Raw genomic sequence first — 16217 nt, 5'->3', positions numbered from 1 at the left:
CGACATAACCCGACTGCTAAATCCAAACGACAGGGTCGACAAACAAAATCCGGAATATCAATTCCAATTCAATTTTCCCGGACAGTAGTGGCCAGCGGTAAAGATGATTGTAGCTCGGCAGAATTCCGGCCCAGCTCAAAAGGACTGCAAGCCCGAACAGGACAAGAAAGAAGAAAAACACCAGTCCTGCCAGCACATCCGCCCGGATGATGGCCGTGATATATTTGTTTTCAAACAGCTTCCTGTGATCCTTGCCCTGGATCTGCACGGTTCGTTCATCCACCGTGATGATAGCAATCATCGCCAGGAAGGTCACAATTGCGGACAGAATAAAGGTCGTGGTCACCCGTCAACGCGCCTCTTTTAAAAGGATCATAAGCGCCGGGAAGCAGAAAGCGCTTGCTCCGCGCTGCTGACCTTTGAAAAACAAGAATAAGCAATCAGAAAAATACCCGGCTTTTATATCACGTAAGGGAATAACTTCCTAGGGTTCTGAAGTTATTCAGCTTATGATAGAGTAAGCGGTTGCAAATGCAGGGGACGTCTCACGAGCCTCAGATGATTGGCCCGGGATTCCACCCCATTGCTGATGCTCCCGGCCGCAAAGGGGTGAAACAGCCAGCTGATGTCCAAGGGCGGGGTTTCCCTCTTGCCGCGCGGCGCCGGGCGGGCTAACTGAAGCGCCATGACTGTCACTGTACGTTTTGCGCCGTCGCCGACCGGCCATATCCACCTCGGCAACAGCCGTCCCGCGCTCTTCAACTGGCTTTTTGCCAAAAAGGAGGGGGGCCGGTTCATTCTGCGGTTCGACGACACCGATCTGGAGCGCTCGAAGCAGGAATACGCGGACTCGATCGAGACGGATTTGCGCTGGCTCGGCATCGAGCCGGATGTGATCGAACGGCAATCGGCCCGGGTGGCCAGCTATGATGCGGCGGCCGAAAAACTGAAACAGGCCGGTTTGCTCTATCCGTGTTACGAGACCCCGGACGAGCTGGAGCGCAGGCGCTCGCGCCAGCGCGCTCTCGGACGGCCTCCGGTCTATGATCGGGCTGGGCTGAAACAGACCGCCGACGAGCGCGCTGCGTTCGAAGCGGAAGGCCGCAAGCCGCATTGGCGCTTTGTGCTGCCCAATCATGACGGCGAACCGTTTGCAACGAAACGCACCGATGTCACCTGGACCGACCTGTGCCGGGGGGAACAGTCGGTGGATCTGGCCTCCCTGTCCGATCCGGTCCTGATCCGGGCTGATGGCACCTATCTTTATACGCTGCCTTCCATCGTCGATGACATTGATATGGGTGTCACTCATGTTATCCGCGGCGAGGATCATGTGGCCAACACAGGCGTCCAGATCGCGATTTTTAAGGCGCTTGGGGTCAAGGCCCCCATCTTCGGTCACCACAATCTCTTGACGACCCGGGACGGGGAGGGGCTCTCCAAGCGCAAGGGAGCCCTGTCGATCGGGTCCCTGCGCGAAGACGGGCTGGAGCCGATGGCCGTTGCCTCGCTCGCGGTCCTGACCGGCACCAGCCAGGCGGTGGAGCCTTTGACGGATATGGCGGCGCTGACGGACAAATTTGATCTTGCCAGCGTCTCCCGTTCCTCGGCGAAGTTTGATCCGGAAGAACTCAAAAGCCTTAATGCGAGGCTGGTCCATGATCTGCCCTTTGACGCTGTCAAGGACCGGCTGGAGGCGCTGCAGATCGGCGGTGGAGCCGCCTTTTGGGACACGGTGCGCGGCAATTGCGACACGGTCGGCGATGCGGCCCCGTACTGGGCCATCCTCACCGGGCCGGTAACCGGCCGCATCGAAGAAGAGGACCGGGAGTTTCTGTCAAGCGCTGCTGCGCTTTTGCCTGACGGCGACGTGACGGAAGAGACCTGGGGCGCCTGGACCTCCGCGCTCAAGGCCGAAACCGGGCGCAAGGGGCGGGGCCTGTTCATGCCGCTGCGCCGGGTCCTGACCGGGCTCGACCATGGTCCGGACATGAAGGCGATGCTGCCGCTTATTGGGCGACATAATATTCTGGACCGACTACCCTGACGGTTCCCGCCGGGGCGCGCGTGCGGCCTGTCCCGGCTGACCCGCTTGTGAAGACCGGGGTTGTGACATCTGTTTCCACCGGCACGTCTTCTGTGTTGCGGCGCAGGCTCAACAGCGGGAAGTCGCCGCCTTCCGGGGGGCTGGCAACGGTGCCGACGGCCCCAGAGCTGGCCGCTTCAAGCGCGGTCAGCTTGGTCACGTCAAACCCTTTTTCCAGATTGGTCAGAGTGTCGGGGTCCTCATAAGGAGGCAGCTGGGCTTTGGTCAGCGGCAGGCGCGACAGCGAAGACGGGGCCGATGGGCCATCGGGGAAGGTGACACCTTGGCCCGGCGGAAGGGAGGCGCGCGGCAAGCCTGCGCTGATATCGGCGAAAGAGACCCGGTCGCCCGACGGGGCGCTGATCACCGACCAGGCCGAGCGGCGCTTCCTGCCTCCGGTCTTCCGGCAACTGCAATCCTTCACAAATTCCGATTTGTAGCGGAAGGCGAAGGGCTGATCCGCATAGGCAATGCCCGCGAGCGACATCATCTCCGACTGGTCACCGCCCGGATTGCGGTAGACATAAAGCTCGGTCGGTGACGCGGGGCAGATTTCCGAACAGCGCGCTTCATCATTGGCAAACTGGCGCCGCCCGGTGGAAAAACTCACCGGGAAAAAATAGCCGTCACATGTGCGCACACACAAGGTTCTGAAGGTGCCGCCGGAAGGCAAGGTGCGGCGTGTGGAAAGGGTCTTGCGCTGCGGTCTGCTTTGGGAGAGTTCCCGGTCGCCAGGCGTGGCGGCAGCCGTCTTCGCCTGTGTCCCGGACCTGAAAAGACGGGCGAGGAAGGAGGGGCCGCTTTCGGGCCGCGCCTCCTGCCGCTGTGCGCTGGCCTGACGGGGAGCGGGCGGGGCATCGCAGTTTTGCCGTTTCAAGGCGGCGCGGATCTGACGCGCGCGCCGTGTGTCCTTTGCCGAAGCGCCACCGCCTGCCTTGGCCAGTTGTCGTTCGATGGCTGCCAGATTCGCACTCATCCGTTTGATCTTGCGCTGAAGCTGGCGGCATTTGTCGGTTTTTTCGCTCGAACAGGAGAAATAGCGTGCATCGCGATTGGCGGCGGCAAGCGCCTTTTGCTGCTGCTTTTGGGCAGAGCGCCATTTTTGCGCAGCGGGCGAGCCGGTCTTGGCCGGAGACGTCAGGCGGCGCAATTCGGATTTGAGCGACGCACAGCTTGCCGCCGCCGCACTCTGCGGCACAAGCAGCAGCCCGGCAAGGGCGAAAACCGCCCCGATGGCTCTGATGGATTTGGCTCTTGATGAAAGCCGCATCGCCTGTCCCCTGATGCGCGTTCGCCGCGCAGCCCTGATCCCGTTTCTGATCACAACGATAGCATGAAAGCGCTCACGTTGAGTTAATCCCCTGCCGTTTCGATCATGTTCAGATGATGACGGTCAAGCGTATACCGGAGAGGTCTGCGTGGTGGCCGGCCTGCCGCTTACAAGATTCCGTATAGTTAGAAAAAGGGCTTTGAAACCTCGTCTGAAGCCTGACCGGATGGGTGCGCGGCAGAGCTGCGAGCTGCGGAAACGGGAGCCGGTCTGGGAGATATTGTTTTTCAGATACATGCCAATCCTGGGGTGGTAAAATTAACCATCTCGCGCGATAGCTGGAAATTCTGCCGTGTTCCGGCCACTTTGTAACAATAGAGGCTTGGAAAGTATAACCCCATGAATAGGGTGCTTAGACAAAAGCGGTGCCTTGAAAACGAGGCAGAAAGACCAAGCAGATTTGACAGAGAGCTTTGACCGGCGAAGTCGTGAAGTGGTGAAAGTGGCGGACCTATCTGTTGATAAGGAAGGAATAGTTAAGGAATTGGGGCATGAAAAATTGCGAATCAACAGTGGAAACTGAGACGCTGCAGTCAACAGAAACGTGGCGTGGGTCGGGTCAAGAGACCGCAGAAGTCAAACGAACAGCTGGCAGGAAAGCGAGGCCGCAATGACGCGCAAATCGAAGAGCAAAAAGGCCGTGCCGGGCGCGAATGAACGGTTCGAGCAGCTTGGCCCTGGTTGTTATGCGTATAGCGCCGACGGGTGCACGAATACGGGGGTGGTGATCGGCGAAAAGGGCATTCTGATCGTGGATGCCCAGGCAACACCGGCTCATGCGGACAAGGTGCTTGAGAAAGTCCGGGAGATTTCCGGCAAGCCGGTGAAACAGGTCGTCCTGACCCATTTTCATGCGGATAGCACGCTTGGCGCGCCAGCCTTTGAGGCGGGCGAGATTGTTGCGTCCGATCTGACCCGGCGCATGATGGACACGCGCGGGCCAGAAGATATCGAGATTTCCCTTCAGCGCCAGCCTGATCTTTTTGAAGATCTGCCTGCGGGAACCGGCAGCAGCCTTCCAAGCATGACGATTGCCTCGTCCATGTCGATTGATCTGGGTGGTCTTGATGTGCGGCTGATGCATCTGGGCCGGGGCCATACAATGGGGGATCTTGTGGTCTGGGTGCCTGCCAGCGGCGTTCTTTATGCCGGGGATCTGGTGCAAACCTCCGCGTCGCCCTATTGCGGTGATGCCCATCTGGCTGACTGGCCGCGGGCGCTTGACCGGATCACGGCCTTCCGCCCGGCAGCGCTGATGCCCGGCCGGGGCCGGGTTGCGGCGAGTGCCTCTGCTGTTGCCAATGCGGTTGAAACAACAAGGGATTTTGTCGCCACTCTGCGCGACACGGCAACGGCCTGTGTGGAACAGAGCATGGGGTTGAAGGACACGCTCAATACCGTTGAAGAGGCGCTTGCGCCCAGATTCGGCTCCAGAACAGACTTTGAACTGCATCTTCCGTTCAGTGTTGCCCGGGCCTATGACGAGGCTCTTGGCCTTGACCAGCCCCAGATCTGGACACGGGAACGGTTTGCTGACCTTCAGGACGCACTCGGGGGGGCTGGGGCGCCCGCCGGTGAGGACGAAGACAGCGATTTCGAAGCTGACGAGGTTGGCGAGGCCATAGATGGGGATGAACTGGTGTCCGACATGGATTTCGCAGCCTCTCTGGCCGATGCCCCGGACACGTCCGCAGAAGAGGAAAGCGACTCGCTGGACCTGTCTGCGGACGATATCGTGGAGCTGGAAGAGGGCGGCGGCGAGGATGATCCCGAGCGGGAACTTGAAACCATCCGCTGAGACCCTTAAGCGTTCAGTCTGCCAAACGCGCGCCATCCGGCGCGCGTTTTGTATTTGGGGCGGGCGCTCCATCCGGCCGCTTGACCGGACGCTCAGGCACCCCACATGAGACCTCGAGCACCTAAACCAATCGCAATTGATAGAGACCTATCTGATGGCGTTTTCCAATTTGCAGGCAAGCGCGCTGTGCACGACGGCGAGTTGGCCGTTTAAGCGTCGCAACGCTGACCGGCAGGTTGGAAAACGCCACCGAAGACCGCTTTTGGTCCCCGTCGGCCAGAGCATCGTTCGTTCGTTGACCGAACAAAAGATGCTCTTGTTGCAGATCTTGCCCGAAACCCTTATCGCGCTGAGGTCTGCACCTCGCCGAGAGACCTCCAAAACCGGTCAGATCGGTCGCTATCAATTGTGATGGGTATAACCTGGAGGATATTTGATGCAGTTTCCTGCTGCCGGACCCCTTGCCCTGGCAACCTGTCTTTTGGCGGCCGCGCCCGGCTTTGCGGCTGACGACCCGGATCTGATTTTCAAGAAATCGACCGTCTGGAAGTTCCTGACCCCGGATCACAAGCTGGCCACCTATGCCATTGACGATCCGATTGTTGACGGGGTGGCGTGCCATTTCACCGTGCCGGAAAAAGGCGGCGTGTCCGGCTGGCTCGGCGTGGCGGAGGAAGTCTCTGATGTGTCTCTGGCCTGCCGTCAGGTCGGACCGGTGACCATCAAGGAGACCTTTGAACAGGGCGAGGAAATGTTCCGGCAGCGCCGGTCGCTGATGTTCAAGAAGATGCGCATTGTGCGGGGCTGTGACACGAAGCGGAATGTCCTGGTCTATCTCGTTTATTCCGACAAGCTGATTGAGGGCAGCCCGAAAAACTCCACATCAACCGTGCCGCTCATGCCCTGGGGCGACCAGACGCCGCCGCAATGCGCGGACTATGTCTCGAACTGACCGGAATTTTCGGGGAAAGAGCAGCTGCGCAGCACCACATGCGTTGTGTTCCCGGGGAAAAGCCTGAGCAGATTGCTCTTGAAGGCGCGCGCGGCTCTAGCCCGCGTCCAGGGCTTCCAGCCGCTTGGCCGCCGGCAGATCGGCTTCTGCGCAGAAATGCTTGTAGAGCATGGCCATGACGTCTTTGACCGGTTCGCTCGACAAACGGTAATAGATGGTGGTGCCTTCGCGGCGGGTGGCCACCAGACCTTGAGCGCGCAACAGGGCCAGCTGCTGCGATACGGTTGGCATGCGCATGCCGGTTGTCTCAGCCAGTTCGCTGACACAGCGCTCTTCTTCAAACACAAGACACATGAGGAGCAGACGAGGCGCGGAGGCCATCATCTTCAGAAATTCGGCAGCAGATTCTGCCTTTTCTTCGATTGCTTTATAGTCCATTTGCCGACTCTGCCAAACACAGGGTAAAACTTCAAGCTGTCGCTCCCATACCAACTTGAACACTGGACGCTCTTTTACAGGCGGCTTGCGACCGTGACAATAATGTTTCCGTTGCCACATCCAGTTCCGGTTAACAGACAGAGGCTTTTCTGTTGCAGTTCATTGCCAAAAGCCTTGGTTCCATCGGTGATTGCGACCAGCGCCGCAAAGGGGGCGCCGAGAACAAGCAACACAAAAAGAATCACAAACAAACGGTTCAGCATGGTGGTCTCCAGATGGCAATCCGTATCGATTGCCTGAAGACTAGGCCCGAAGGCTTGAACCTGTTCTGACTGGCATGTTCAGCGGCTGTTCAGATATCTAAACATCCTGGAAAGAAAAGGAATATCAGTTCGTTAGGCGTCACAGATTCTCCGTCATGGCCCGCCGGAGCGCCTTCAGAAGCACCGCATCGCGGCCATAGATATCTTTCCGGAAGTGGGTCGATCCATCCTTGTTCATCCAGGCGGTGAGGTAAGTCAGGTGCACCTGGGTGGAGACCACAGGTTTGACAATTGTCCGCTTGGCCGTGTCCCGGATCTTTTCCCAGTGGCCCGGTGTGGAATTCACGTCAACCAGAAGCACATCGGAGAGTGCGAAAGGATCGGAGGCCCGGATACAGCCATGGCTGAAGGCGCGCTCGGACCGGGCAAACAGGGATTTTGACGGCGTATCGTGGATATAGATGTTGAACCGGTTCGGAAACATGAACTTGATCCGGCCAAGAGCGTTGCCGTCGCCAGGGTCCTGGCGCAGGCGGAAGGGAAAGTTCTTGCCCGAATAGCTGTGCCAGGAAATCTGGGTTGCGGCCACTTCCCGGCCGTCCTCAAACACCCGGATTTTCTGCCGGGTGAGGGCCGAAGGGTTTTGCTTGAGCTTCGGCAGGTATTCCTTGGTGGCGATGGAATAGGGCACATTCCAGAACGGATTGATTTCCACATAGTCCAGCGTGTCGGAAAACACGGGTGTTGCATGGTAGGGCTTGCCGACCACAACGCGTGTGGTGTGGATGGTCTTGCCATCGCGCACCACTTTCAGGTTCTGATCCGCCAGGTTCACAAACACAAAGAAGGCTCCAAGATCGTCCGGCATCCAGCGCCGCCGCTCCATGTTCAGTTCCATCTGGATGAGCTTGTCCTGAAGGGGAATGTTGAGCCGCTCCAGCGTGTTTTTTCCGATGACCCCGTCCTGTTCGAGCCCGTTTTGGCCCTGAAACGTCTTGACCGCGTCCACGAGTGAGCCGTCATAGGTCCCGCCGGAATGCTCCTTTGCGCCGGGAATGTCTTCTGCCATCAGACGGGTTCGCAGCACCGGGACCCGGGAATCGTTCATGCCGGGTTTTAAAACCTCGCCCTCCGGTATCACGGCAAAGCCGCCATCTGCGGCCTTTTGCCGGTACTGGGCCAGACGGCGTTTCAGGCGGGCGTAATTGTCGGACTGGGGCGCGAGGCTTTCCAAGAACGCGCTGAAGTCGGGTGTCGCGACAGCCGTTTCAAACAGGGCTCTTGGGTCTGGGCGGTCCGGAAACAGATTGAGCGCCTTGTTGACCTTGTTGGGCTGTACCCGGCCCGAGGAGAGATGAGTGGCATAGCGCAGAAACTGATGGGACAGGCCAAGGTCAAACCGGGCCCACTCCGCCGGGGTCTGGGCCTGATCTGCCAAATCGGCCAATTGCAGTGGCTGGTAGTTGCCGGGATCGAGCGCATGGTCGTTGGCGGCCGCCATGGCGGCGATCGCCAGATGCGCCCGTTCCTTCAGGCCCTCCTGATCGAACCAGACCGGCGCAAAGATCCGCTCGGCATAGTATTCTTGAAGGCCTTGGGGAAGATCTGCGGGCAAGGCATCCCGGATATCCCTGGCAATAGGCGTTTGAGGGCCGTTGTCCGTGCTGGCCGGGGCTGCCGTTTGCTCCGCCGGAACTGCCGGAGCTGGTTGGGCGGCCGCATCCGTGGCTGGAGAGGAAAGGATGAGGCTGGCGGCAAGCAGCAGCCAGACCCGGACATATCGACTTACCCCCAAAACTGCCATGTGCTTCCTCCCTTTGATTCCCCTACGGAAAGTTTACGGCAAGGAGCAGTCCCCGCCAACGGAGCCGTTCTTGTTCTGCCTGCCCCGCTAAAATTGCAGCCTTGACCGCGTCCTGTGTTCCGGTCCATATAGAGCCCCATGATGACGGCCCTTTGGAACATCATTACAACCACCATTATTTGCAGCTAGCGACACCGCTGGCTGTGGCCGTTCCCTCTTGGCAAAAATTCCTCTGAGACGGATCGCCCGGTCAGCCGGCCAGGAGACCCTATGACATGAGCGCCGCTGAGACATCACAATCTGGCACGAGCAGGGGCTTGAAGCTCACCAACACCTTGACCCGCGAGAAGGAAGACTTCCGGGCCATCGATGATGGGAATGTGCGTCTTTATGTCTGCGGCCCGACAGTCTACGACTTCGCTCATATCGGAAATGCCCGGCCCGTGATCGTGTTTGACGTCCTCTACCGGCTGCTCCGGCATCTTTACGGGGTTGGTCATGTCACCTATGCGCGCAACATCACTGACGTGGACGACAAGATCAACGCCCGGGCCCTGCGCGACTATCCGGACCTGCCGCTGAACGAGGCGATTGCCAAAGTCACCCAGAAAACCGCTGATCAGTTCCACAAGGACATCGCCGCGCTGGGTGTTCTGAACCCGGACCATGAGCCCAGGGCCACCCAGCATATTGATGGCATGGTGGCGATGATCGGCCAGCTGCTTGACAAGGGGCACGCCTACGAAGCGGGCGGGGAAGTTTTGTTCGATACCGCGTCCATGCCGGACTATGGCGGCCTGTCCAAGCGCAAGCTGGATGAGCAGCTCGCCGGCGCCCGGGTTGCCGTTGAGGATCACAAGAGATCTCCGGGAGATTTTGTCCTTTGGAAACTCTCCTCCGGCGATGAGCCGGGCTGGGAGAGCCCGTGGGGACGCGGGCGTCCGGGCTGGCATATCGAATGCTCGGTCATGAGCGCTCACCACCTGGGCCAGGTGTTCGACATTCACGGCGGTGGGCTCGATCTGATCTTTCCCCACCACGAGAATGAAATCGCCCAGTCCCGCTGCGCCCATGGCACCTCCACTATGGCCAACTACTGGATGCACAACGGTTTCCTTCAGGTCGAAGGCAGGAAGATGTCCAAGTCGGAGGGCAATTTTTTCACCCTTCAGGAGCTTCTGGAGACGGAGCGTTTCGGCGGCCGGTCTTGGCCGGGGGAGGTGCTGCGGCTGGCCATGCTGATGACCAATTACCGCGAGCCCATCGACTTTTCCAAGCGCAAGCTGGAAGAGGCCGAACACCTGCTGGCCAAATGGCCGGAGCCGGTTGAGACCGCTGCGGAGCCTGCTCCCGAGGTTCTGGCGGCGCTTCTGGATGATCTCAACACATCGGCGGCCGTTCAGCATCTGCATGCGCTGGCGGTGGAGGCAGCGAAGGACCCGGCAAAGCTGCCCGTCTATTCAGCCTCGGCGGCGCTGTTGGGGGTTGGGCCGGTGAAGGTGGATCTGTCCGGAATTGATGAGGCCGCGATCCAAGGTGCCGTCACCTTGCGCCTGGAAGCCTTGAACAGCAAAAACTGGGCAGAAGCGGACCGGATACGAGATGAACTGGTGTCTCAAAGAATTCTATTAAAGGATTCAAAAGACAAAGAAACTGGAGATAGAATAACAAGCTGGGAGGTGAAGCGGTGACAGGCACGCCTGCCAGTCAGGTTTGGGCCGGAGGCTGCCAGTGCGGGGCGGTCCGGTTCCGGGTGGACGGTGCCCTCGGCACCGCCTCCATCTGCCACTGCCGCATGTGCCAGAAGGCCTTTGGCGCATTTTATGCGCCCTTGGTCAGCATCCGGGACGGTGGAAAACTGACCTGGACGCGGGGCGGCCCCAAGCGGTTCCAAAGCTCCAACCATGTGGCGCGGGGCTTTTGCGAGGCTTGCGGCACACCGTTGACCTATGAGGCCCCCGACGGGGTGGCGCTGGCCATCGGCGCGTTTGACGCGCCGGAGGATTTGGCCCCTGAAATCCAGTATGGGGTTGAAGCCAAGCTGTCCTATACGGACCGGATGTCCTGCATTCCTGAGCGCCGGACAGAAGAAGACCTGGAGACAGCGGCGTTTTTGGACGGAATTGTCTCTTATCAACATCCCGACCACGACACGGAGACCTGGCCACCGGCTAAGGTTCCTCCCCAAGCAAAAGACTAGACCCAGCCACGCTGCCAGGTAGGAAACCCATGACCAAGGAACGCCTGTACCTTTTCGATACGACCCTGCGCGACGGTGCCCAGACCAGCGGCATTGATTTTTCCGTCAACGAGAAAATCGGGATTGCAGGGCTGCTGGAGCGGTTGGGGGTCGACTATATCGAAGGCGGCTATCCGGGAGCGAACCCGGCCGACACGGCGTTTTTCAGCGAGCCGCGCACGAAAACCGCCGTCTTCACCGCCTTTGGCATGACCAAGCGGGCTGGGCGGTCTGCAGCCAACGACCCGGGGCTTCAGGAGGTGCTTGCAGCCCGGTCCGACGCCTGCTGTTTCGTCGCCAAGGCCTGGGACTATCACGTGAAGGTCGCGCTTGGCTGTTCCAACGAGGACAATCTGCAGTCGATCCATGACACGGTGTGCGCGGCCCTTGCGGCGGGCAAGGAAGCGATGATCGATTGCGAGCATTTCTTCGACGGTTTCAAAGCCAACCCGGATTATGCACTTGATTGCGCCCGGACTGCCTATCAGGCAGGTGCCCGCTGGATCGTGCTGTGCGACACCAATGGCGGCACATTGCCGGATGAAATCCATCATGTTGTGACAAAGGTTCAAGAGGTTGTGCCCGGCAGCCATCTGGGCATTCATACCCATGACGACACTGGCCAGGCAGTGGCCAATGCGCTGGCTGCCGTCGATGCGGGGGTGCGCCAGATCCAGGGCACGTTGAACGGCTTGGGCGAGCGCTGCGGCAACGCCAATCTGATCACGCTGATCCCCACCTTGAAACTCAAGGGCGCCTATGCGGACCGGTTCGAGCTTGGGGTCAGCGACGCACAGCTGAAGGAAATCACTTCGATTTCCCATGCCTTTGACGAGATCCTTAACCGATCGCCCTACCGGCAGGCGCCCTATGTGGGCGAGACAGCCTTTGCGACCAAGGCCGGCATCCATGCCTCCGCGATCCTGAAGGATCCGCAGACCTATGAGCATGTGGCCCCGGACGTGGTCGGCAACCAGCGCCGGGTGCTGGTGTCCGACCAGGCGGGCAAAAGCAACCTGCTTGGGGAACTCTCCCGGGTGGGGATTGAGATCGACAAGTCCGATCCGCGCCTTGACCGGCTTCTGGCCCTCGTCAAGGAACGGGAAGCGGAAGGCTATGCCTATGAGGCTGCGGATGCCTCCTTTGAGCTTCTGGCCCGGCGCGAACTGGGCGGCGTGCCGCGCTATTTCGATGTGAACTCTTTCAAGGTGATGGTGGAACGCCGCTTCAATGCCATTGGCGATCTGATCACCGTATCCGAGGCGGTGGTGAAGGTGGATATTGACGGGGAAACCCGCATGTCTGTCGCAGAAGGCAACGGGCCGGTGAACGCCCTCGACATGGCCCTGCGCAAGGATCTTGGAAAGTACCAGACGGCAATTGCAGGGCTGGAGCTGATCGACTACAAGGTTCGTATCCTGAATGGGGGCACGGGCGCCGTCACCCGCGTTCTGATTGAAAGCCACGACACGGACAGCCACCGCCGCTGGTTCACGATCGGGGTATCCTCCAATATCGTCGACGCCTCGTTTCAGGCCCTGCTCGACTCCATCACATTCGCGCTGCTGAAGGCCGACGCCGCCTGAGGGCCATGCGCGCCAGAAAGGCAATAGAATGTCGCATCCGGCAACGGACACCGACGCACGGGAGCGTTTTCGCGAAGGCCTGCTCTACGGCCTTCTGGCCTATGGCATGTGGGGCTTCTTTCCCGCCTATTACAAACTGACCGCAGGTGTTCCAGCAGATCTGGTGGTGTCTCACCGGATCATCTGGTCGGTGTTGTTTGTCGGACTGTTTCTTTTTCTGCGCGGCCGGTGGCAGGAAGTACGCGAGGTGTTCCGCCAGCCCAAGGTGCTGGGCGGCCTGATGGCCTCTGCCACGTTCATCGGGGTCAACTGGCTGGTCTTTGTCTGGGCAATTGAGCACGAAAAGGTGCTCGACATCTCGCTCGGCTATTTCATCAATCCTTTGGTGAGCATTCTGGTCGGGCTGGTGGTGCTGCGCGAGCGCCTGTCAGCCGGGCAGGGGATTGCGGTCGCCATTGCCGGCATTGCCGTGGTGGTGCAGGCAGTTCTAGCCGGAGGCCTGCCCTGGGTTTCGCTGACCCTGGCCGTGACCTTTGCCGGATATGGGTTCGTGCGCAAGGTGACCCCGGTCAAGGCGACGCCGGGCATGTTTGTGGAAACCGTGCTGCTGTTGCCGATTGCTGCCGGCTATCTTCTGTTCAGTCTGGGGCAGGGCCGGGATGCGATGGTGCTGAACGATTTGCCTGTGCTGCTGGCGCTGGTGGGCACCGGAACGGTGACCGCGCTGCCCCTGATCAGTTTTTCTGCTGCCGCGCGCAGACTGCCGCTCTTCATGATCGGCTTGATGCAATATATCGCCCCGTCCATGCATTTCCTGATGGCGGTTTATATCTGGGGCGAGCCGTTGGATTCGGCCAAACTTCTGACCTTTGCCATGATCTGGGCCGCGCTGGTGATTTTCACCTTTGACAGCTGGCGCGGCTACCGGCGCAAGGTGCAATCGTAAGGGCAAGGCAAACAGCGCCGGATGTGTCCCTCCGGCGCTGTTGACTGATTGTCGCCAAGGCTTGCAAGCCCCGGGTTGCCAAATGGCGGGGGGAGCCTCCTGCGCTGATGTCAGAGATCCTCGATGCCCACCGCAGTGCCAGCCTGGGCTGTGTCCGTGTCCGGGTCTTCAGAGGCGCGCCGCAGCATGGGCAGGATGTCGTCAACCGACTTGGCGACCAGATAGGGCACTTCTGAATCCGGCCGGATATAACCCTGTGCGCGCATATGATCGAGCAGTTCCATCAGCGGCGACCAGAAGCCGTTGATATCGGCCAGTATCACCGGCTTCTTGTGCCGCCCGAGCTGGGCCCAGGTCATCATCTCGACAACCTCTTCCAGGGTGCCGATGCCACCGGGAAGGGCGATGAAGGCATCGGATCTTTGGAACATCAGATGTTTGCGTTCATGCATGTCCTGCGTGACCACGAGGTCCTTGAGGGCGGTCAACATGACTTCCCGTTTTTCCAGAAAATGCGGGATGATGCCGGTGACATCGCCGCCAGCTTCCAGGGCGGCCCTTGCAACCGTTCCCATGAGCCCGACATTGCCGCCGCCATAGACCAGACGCAGGCCCGCTTCCGCCAGAACCTGGCCAAGTCGGGTTGCAGACGCTTCGTGAACCGGGTCCGAGCCAATGCTGGAGCCACAATAGACACAAACGCTTTTGAGTTGATTTTGAGAGACCGTATTCATGACGCAAAGATGTGGCATTGTGTTTGTCTTAAGGTCAAGCATTCTATGCAAGACCTTTGACTTTTCTGCCGGATTTCTTGCCGTCCCTTGAAAAGACGGGTATGGATGGGGCGGCTTGGAAAATATGACAGGGGCAGACGTTTGAACCGGGTGTGATGCGGGACCAAGGACACTCCGGCCTCAGCGAAAGAGCCTTTTAATGGGAAGATCCTTCTGACGGGACCGAAATGAACAAGAAGACAATCATCTGGACCTTGGCTCTGGCTGTGCCTGTTGGCGTGGCGGCCCTTCTGGCCGGATATTTTTACAAATCCGGTGTATTGCCGAACAGGGACGCCGGTGAGACGGCCCCGATTGCTGAAACAAAATCAGATGGCCCGGCTCTACCGGCCGCGTCCGGTGGCAAGACAGTCTCCAGTGACCCCACAGCGGCACAGTCGGCAGCGGGCGAACCGCAACAGGCTGCGGCTTTGCCAGAGGGCCAGGCCGCAGACAAGGCTGGGGACAACCAGGAGGCGTCCGCAGAGGAGGCCCCGCTGCAGGGCCCGAGCTTTGATGTGGTCGGTGTTGAGCCGACCGGTGAGACGGTTGTCGCCGGCCGCTCCGATGCAGGCGCCATCATTGCGTTGACCGCCAATGGTGAAGTGGTCGGCAAAAGCATCGCCAATGAGGCGGGTGAATGGACCATTATTCTGGCAGAGCCGCTGAAACCCGGCGATTATGATGTCGGGCTTGAAGTTCATAATGAACAGGGCGGGACGGTTGAAGAATCCGAACAGCGTCTCGCCGTCTCCGTGCCTGAAGGGGGCAAGGAACAGCCTCTGGTCGTGCTGAACGATCCGGAAGGCCCCTCCGATATCCTGCAAAAGCCTGAGCCGGAGCCAGAAAAGGTTGCCGAAATGTCCGATGGGCAGACAGGGCAGCAACAGGTGGCCAGCACGCCGGACACGCAAAATGCGCCAACCGGTGGTCCCACGCAAGAGACCGTTGTGGCGGCCCTGCCGGAGACCTCGGCAGACGATGCGCAGGACGCCTCCGCTCAGAGCAACACCGCCAACGGTGCCCAAGAGCAAGTGGCCACACCCGCTCCGGCGGCGCAGCAGGATCAGACGGCTGGCGTCTCATCTGTGGGCGCCCCTTCTGATGGCGCTCTGGCGCCGCAAACTGCGGCCGCTTCTGACGCAAGTACGATACAAGAGAACGCTCCCGGAGAGGCTCCGAAGATCACAGTTGAGGCTGTCGAATCGGAGCCGGACAAGGTCTATGTGGCCGGTACCGGTGAGCCGGGCGCGTCGGTGCGGGTCTATGTCGGCGAAGAGTTTCAGGGCGAAGCAACCGTGGATGCAGGTGGCAAATGGCTTCTGGAAGGGGCAAAAAACGTCTCTGAAGGCGATGTCGAGGTCCGTGCAGACCTGATCGGCAAGGATGGCAATGAAGTTGACGCCCGCGCTGCGGTGACGTTTGAAAAGGAACGGGACCAGCAGATTGTGCTCACCAAGGTCGTGGCGCAGGGCGCGGGCGCGCAGGCGGGCGATCAGGACGCTGAGGTCAAGAAGGCTCTGCCGGTGGTCATTATCCGCAAGGGCGATAATCTGTGGCGGATTTCCAGGCGTCTTTACGGGGACGGCTTCCGGTATACGACTATCTACAAGGCCAATCAGGACCAGATCCGGGACCCGGACCTGATCTATCCTGGCCAGGTGTTCCTGACGCCTGAAGGGGACCTCAACTGGCCGTCGCCGGAGAAAGAGCCCGGCTGATCCGGGGGGGCGATGGGCCGGTTCCGCGCAGCCGCTGTGTCTTCCCGCAGGATGGGCTGACCACAGGCCCAAACACTCCAAAGAAACAAACAGGCCGCCCCACGGGGCGGCCTGTTTGTGTTCTGGGAGGGGCGATGGGACTGCGCGTCGCGGGAAGAGCGCCGAAAGAGCCAGGTCACTCAGGCCGGACATTTATACATAGCGTCATTCCGGCGGCCACTCTCCTGAGCCTATGATGCGGGGTCGTAGCACACGCCCCAAGAGGCATAAAAGGAGAGTGA

15 protein-coding genes are annotated in these 16217 nt (G+C 59.9%); 9 read left to right on the top strand and 6 right to left on the bottom strand.

What is annotated here, in order from left to right:
* Positions 1-16: 16 nt before the first annotated feature.
* Positions 17-346, bottom strand: coding sequence for a hypothetical protein (locus ACXAIC_RS24115; RefSeq protein WP_475186838.1), 330 nt, complete (start codon positions 344-346; stop codon positions 17-19).
* Positions 347-685: 339 nt separating this feature from the next.
* Between ACXAIC_RS24115 and gltX the strand changes: the two genes are divergently transcribed.
* The gene (gene gltX / locus ACXAIC_RS24110; RefSeq protein ID WP_475186835.1) at positions 686-2047 is read left to right on the top strand and encodes a glutamate--tRNA ligase; all 1362 of its coding nucleotides are present in this window, start codon (positions 686-688) and stop codon (positions 2045-2047) included.
* Here gltX and ACXAIC_RS24105 read toward each other — a convergent pair.
* Positions 2010-3356: a DUF2865 domain-containing protein gene (locus ACXAIC_RS24105; protein WP_475186832.1), complete on the bottom strand. Its 1347-nt coding sequence runs from the start codon at positions 3354-3356 to the stop codon at positions 2010-2012. The genes gltX and ACXAIC_RS24105 overlap by 38 nt on opposite strands.
* 670 nt (positions 3357-4026) lie before the next feature.
* Between ACXAIC_RS24105 and ACXAIC_RS24100 the strand changes: the two genes are divergently transcribed.
* The 3 genes from ACXAIC_RS24100 to ACXAIC_RS24090 all read left to right on the top strand — a co-directional run bounded on the left by ACXAIC_RS24100 (position 4027) and on the right by ACXAIC_RS24090 (position 6166).
* Positions 4027-5214 carry an MBL fold metallo-hydrolase gene (locus tag ACXAIC_RS24100; RefSeq protein ID WP_475186829.1) on the top strand — a complete coding sequence of 396 codons (1188 nt, stop codon included), beginning with the start codon at positions 4027-4029 and terminating at the stop codon, positions 5212-5214.
* Positions 5215-5368: 154 nt separating this feature from the next.
* Positions 5369-5626, top strand: a complete 258-nt coding sequence (locus tag ACXAIC_RS24095; RefSeq protein ID WP_475186826.1) for a hypothetical protein — start codon at positions 5369-5371, stop codon at positions 5624-5626.
* A 24-nt stretch (positions 5627-5650) separates the two neighbouring features.
* Positions 5651-6166 (top strand): CreA family protein, encoded by a 516-nt coding sequence (locus ACXAIC_RS24090; protein ID WP_475186825.1) that lies wholly within the window; start codon positions 5651-5653, stop codon positions 6164-6166.
* Positions 6167-6262: 96 nt separating this feature from the next.
* Here the strand turns inward: ACXAIC_RS24090 and ACXAIC_RS24085 are convergent, their stop codons facing one another.
* The 3 genes from ACXAIC_RS24085 to ACXAIC_RS24075 all read right to left on the bottom strand — a co-directional run bounded on the left by ACXAIC_RS24085 (position 6263) and on the right by ACXAIC_RS24075 (position 8671).
* Complete coding sequence (locus tag ACXAIC_RS24085) at positions 6263-6604, bottom strand: ArsR/SmtB family transcription factor (RefSeq protein ID WP_475186821.1); 342 nt, start codon at positions 6602-6604, stop codon at positions 6263-6265.
* A 74-nt stretch (positions 6605-6678) separates the two neighbouring features.
* Positions 6679-6867 carry a sugar transporter gene (locus ACXAIC_RS24080; RefSeq protein WP_475186819.1) on the bottom strand — a complete coding sequence of 63 codons (189 nt, stop codon included), beginning with the start codon at positions 6865-6867 and terminating at the stop codon, positions 6679-6681.
* Positions 6868-7006: 139 nt separating this feature from the next.
* Positions 7007-8671 carry a L,D-transpeptidase family protein gene (locus ACXAIC_RS24075; RefSeq protein ID WP_475186817.1) on the bottom strand — a complete coding sequence of 555 codons (1665 nt, stop codon included), beginning with the start codon at positions 8669-8671 and terminating at the stop codon, positions 7007-7009.
* A 275-nt stretch (positions 8672-8946) separates the two neighbouring features.
* On the opposite strand from ACXAIC_RS24075, the gene cysS reads away from it, so the two are divergent.
* The 4 genes from cysS to rarD are packed head-to-tail and all read left to right on the top strand — an operon-like array spanning position 8947 to position 13442.
* Positions 8947-10362, top strand: a complete 1416-nt coding sequence (gene cysS / locus ACXAIC_RS24070) for a cysteine--tRNA ligase (RefSeq protein WP_475186814.1) — start codon at positions 8947-8949, stop codon at positions 10360-10362.
* Complete coding sequence (locus ACXAIC_RS24065; RefSeq protein WP_475186811.1) at positions 10359-10871, top strand: GFA family protein; 513 nt, start codon at positions 10359-10361, stop codon at positions 10869-10871. Before cysS ends, ACXAIC_RS24065 begins: the two co-directional genes overlap by 4 nt.
* 29 nt (positions 10872-10900) lie before the next feature.
* A complete protein-coding gene (gene cimA / locus ACXAIC_RS24060) occupies positions 10901-12496 on the top strand; it encodes a citramalate synthase (RefSeq protein ID WP_475186809.1) in 1596 nt (531 codons plus the stop codon).
* A 28-nt stretch (positions 12497-12524) separates the two neighbouring features.
* Positions 12525-13442: an EamA family transporter RarD gene (gene rarD, locus ACXAIC_RS24055; protein ID WP_475186807.1), complete on the top strand. Its 918-nt coding sequence runs from the start codon at positions 12525-12527 to the stop codon at positions 13440-13442.
* Positions 13443-13552: 110 nt separating this feature from the next.
* Here rarD and ACXAIC_RS24050 read toward each other — a convergent pair whose 3' ends face one another.
* Complete coding sequence (locus tag ACXAIC_RS24050; RefSeq protein ID WP_475186805.1) at positions 13553-14194, bottom strand: LOG family protein; 642 nt, start codon at positions 14192-14194, stop codon at positions 13553-13555.
* A gap of 209 nt (positions 14195-14403) precedes the next feature.
* Here ACXAIC_RS24050 and ACXAIC_RS24045 point away from each other — a divergent pair, with 209 nt between their 5' ends.
* Positions 14404-15936 carry a LysM peptidoglycan-binding domain-containing protein gene (locus ACXAIC_RS24045; RefSeq protein ID WP_475186803.1) on the top strand — a complete coding sequence of 511 codons (1533 nt, stop codon included), beginning with the start codon at positions 14404-14406 and terminating at the stop codon, positions 15934-15936.
* The last annotated feature ends 281 nt before the right edge of the window (positions 15937-16217 follow it).

This window comes from Roseibium sp. AWQ4_254 (assembly GCF_056161025.1).
The sequence above is the reverse complement of the archived record's forward strand: the minus strand, read 5'-3'. Positions and strand labels throughout refer to the sequence as shown.

Coding starts and splice junctions, on each gene's coding strand:
- ACXAIC_RS24100 (WP_475186829.1), top strand. CDS start 4,027: ATGACGCGCAAATCGAAGAGCAAAAAGGCCGTGCCGGGCGCGAATGAA.
- ACXAIC_RS24085 (WP_475186821.1), bottom strand. CDS start 6,604: ATGGACTATAAAGCAATCGAAGAAAAGGCAGAATCTGCTGCCGAATTT.
- ACXAIC_RS24080 (WP_475186819.1), bottom strand. CDS start 6,867: ATGCTGAACCGTTTGTTTGTGATTCTTTTTGTGTTGCTTGTTCTCGGC.
- ACXAIC_RS24090 (WP_475186825.1), top strand. CDS start 5,651: ATGCAGTTTCCTGCTGCCGGACCCCTTGCCCTGGCAACCTGTCTTTTG.
- ACXAIC_RS24095 (WP_475186826.1), top strand. CDS start 5,369: ATGGCGTTTTCCAATTTGCAGGCAAGCGCGCTGTGCACGACGGCGAGT.
- rarD (WP_475186807.1), top strand. CDS start 12,525: ATGTCGCATCCGGCAACGGACACCGACGCACGGGAGCGTTTTCGCGAA.
- ACXAIC_RS24050 (WP_475186805.1), bottom strand. CDS start 14,194: ATGCCACATCTTTGCGTCATGAATACGGTCTCTCAAAATCAACTCAAA.
- cysS (WP_475186814.1), top strand. CDS start 8,947: ATGAGCGCCGCTGAGACATCACAATCTGGCACGAGCAGGGGCTTGAAG.
- cimA (WP_475186809.1), top strand. CDS start 10,901: ATGACCAAGGAACGCCTGTACCTTTTCGATACGACCCTGCGCGACGGT.
- ACXAIC_RS24075 (WP_475186817.1), bottom strand. CDS start 8,671: ATGGCAGTTTTGGGGGTAAGTCGATATGTCCGGGTCTGGCTGCTGCTT.
- ACXAIC_RS24045 (WP_475186803.1), top strand. CDS start 14,404: ATGAACAAGAAGACAATCATCTGGACCTTGGCTCTGGCTGTGCCTGTT.
- gltX (WP_475186835.1), top strand. CDS start 686: ATGACTGTCACTGTACGTTTTGCGCCGTCGCCGACCGGCCATATCCAC.
- ACXAIC_RS24105 (WP_475186832.1), bottom strand. CDS start 3,356: ATGCGGCTTTCATCAAGAGCCAAATCCATCAGAGCCATCGGGGCGGTT.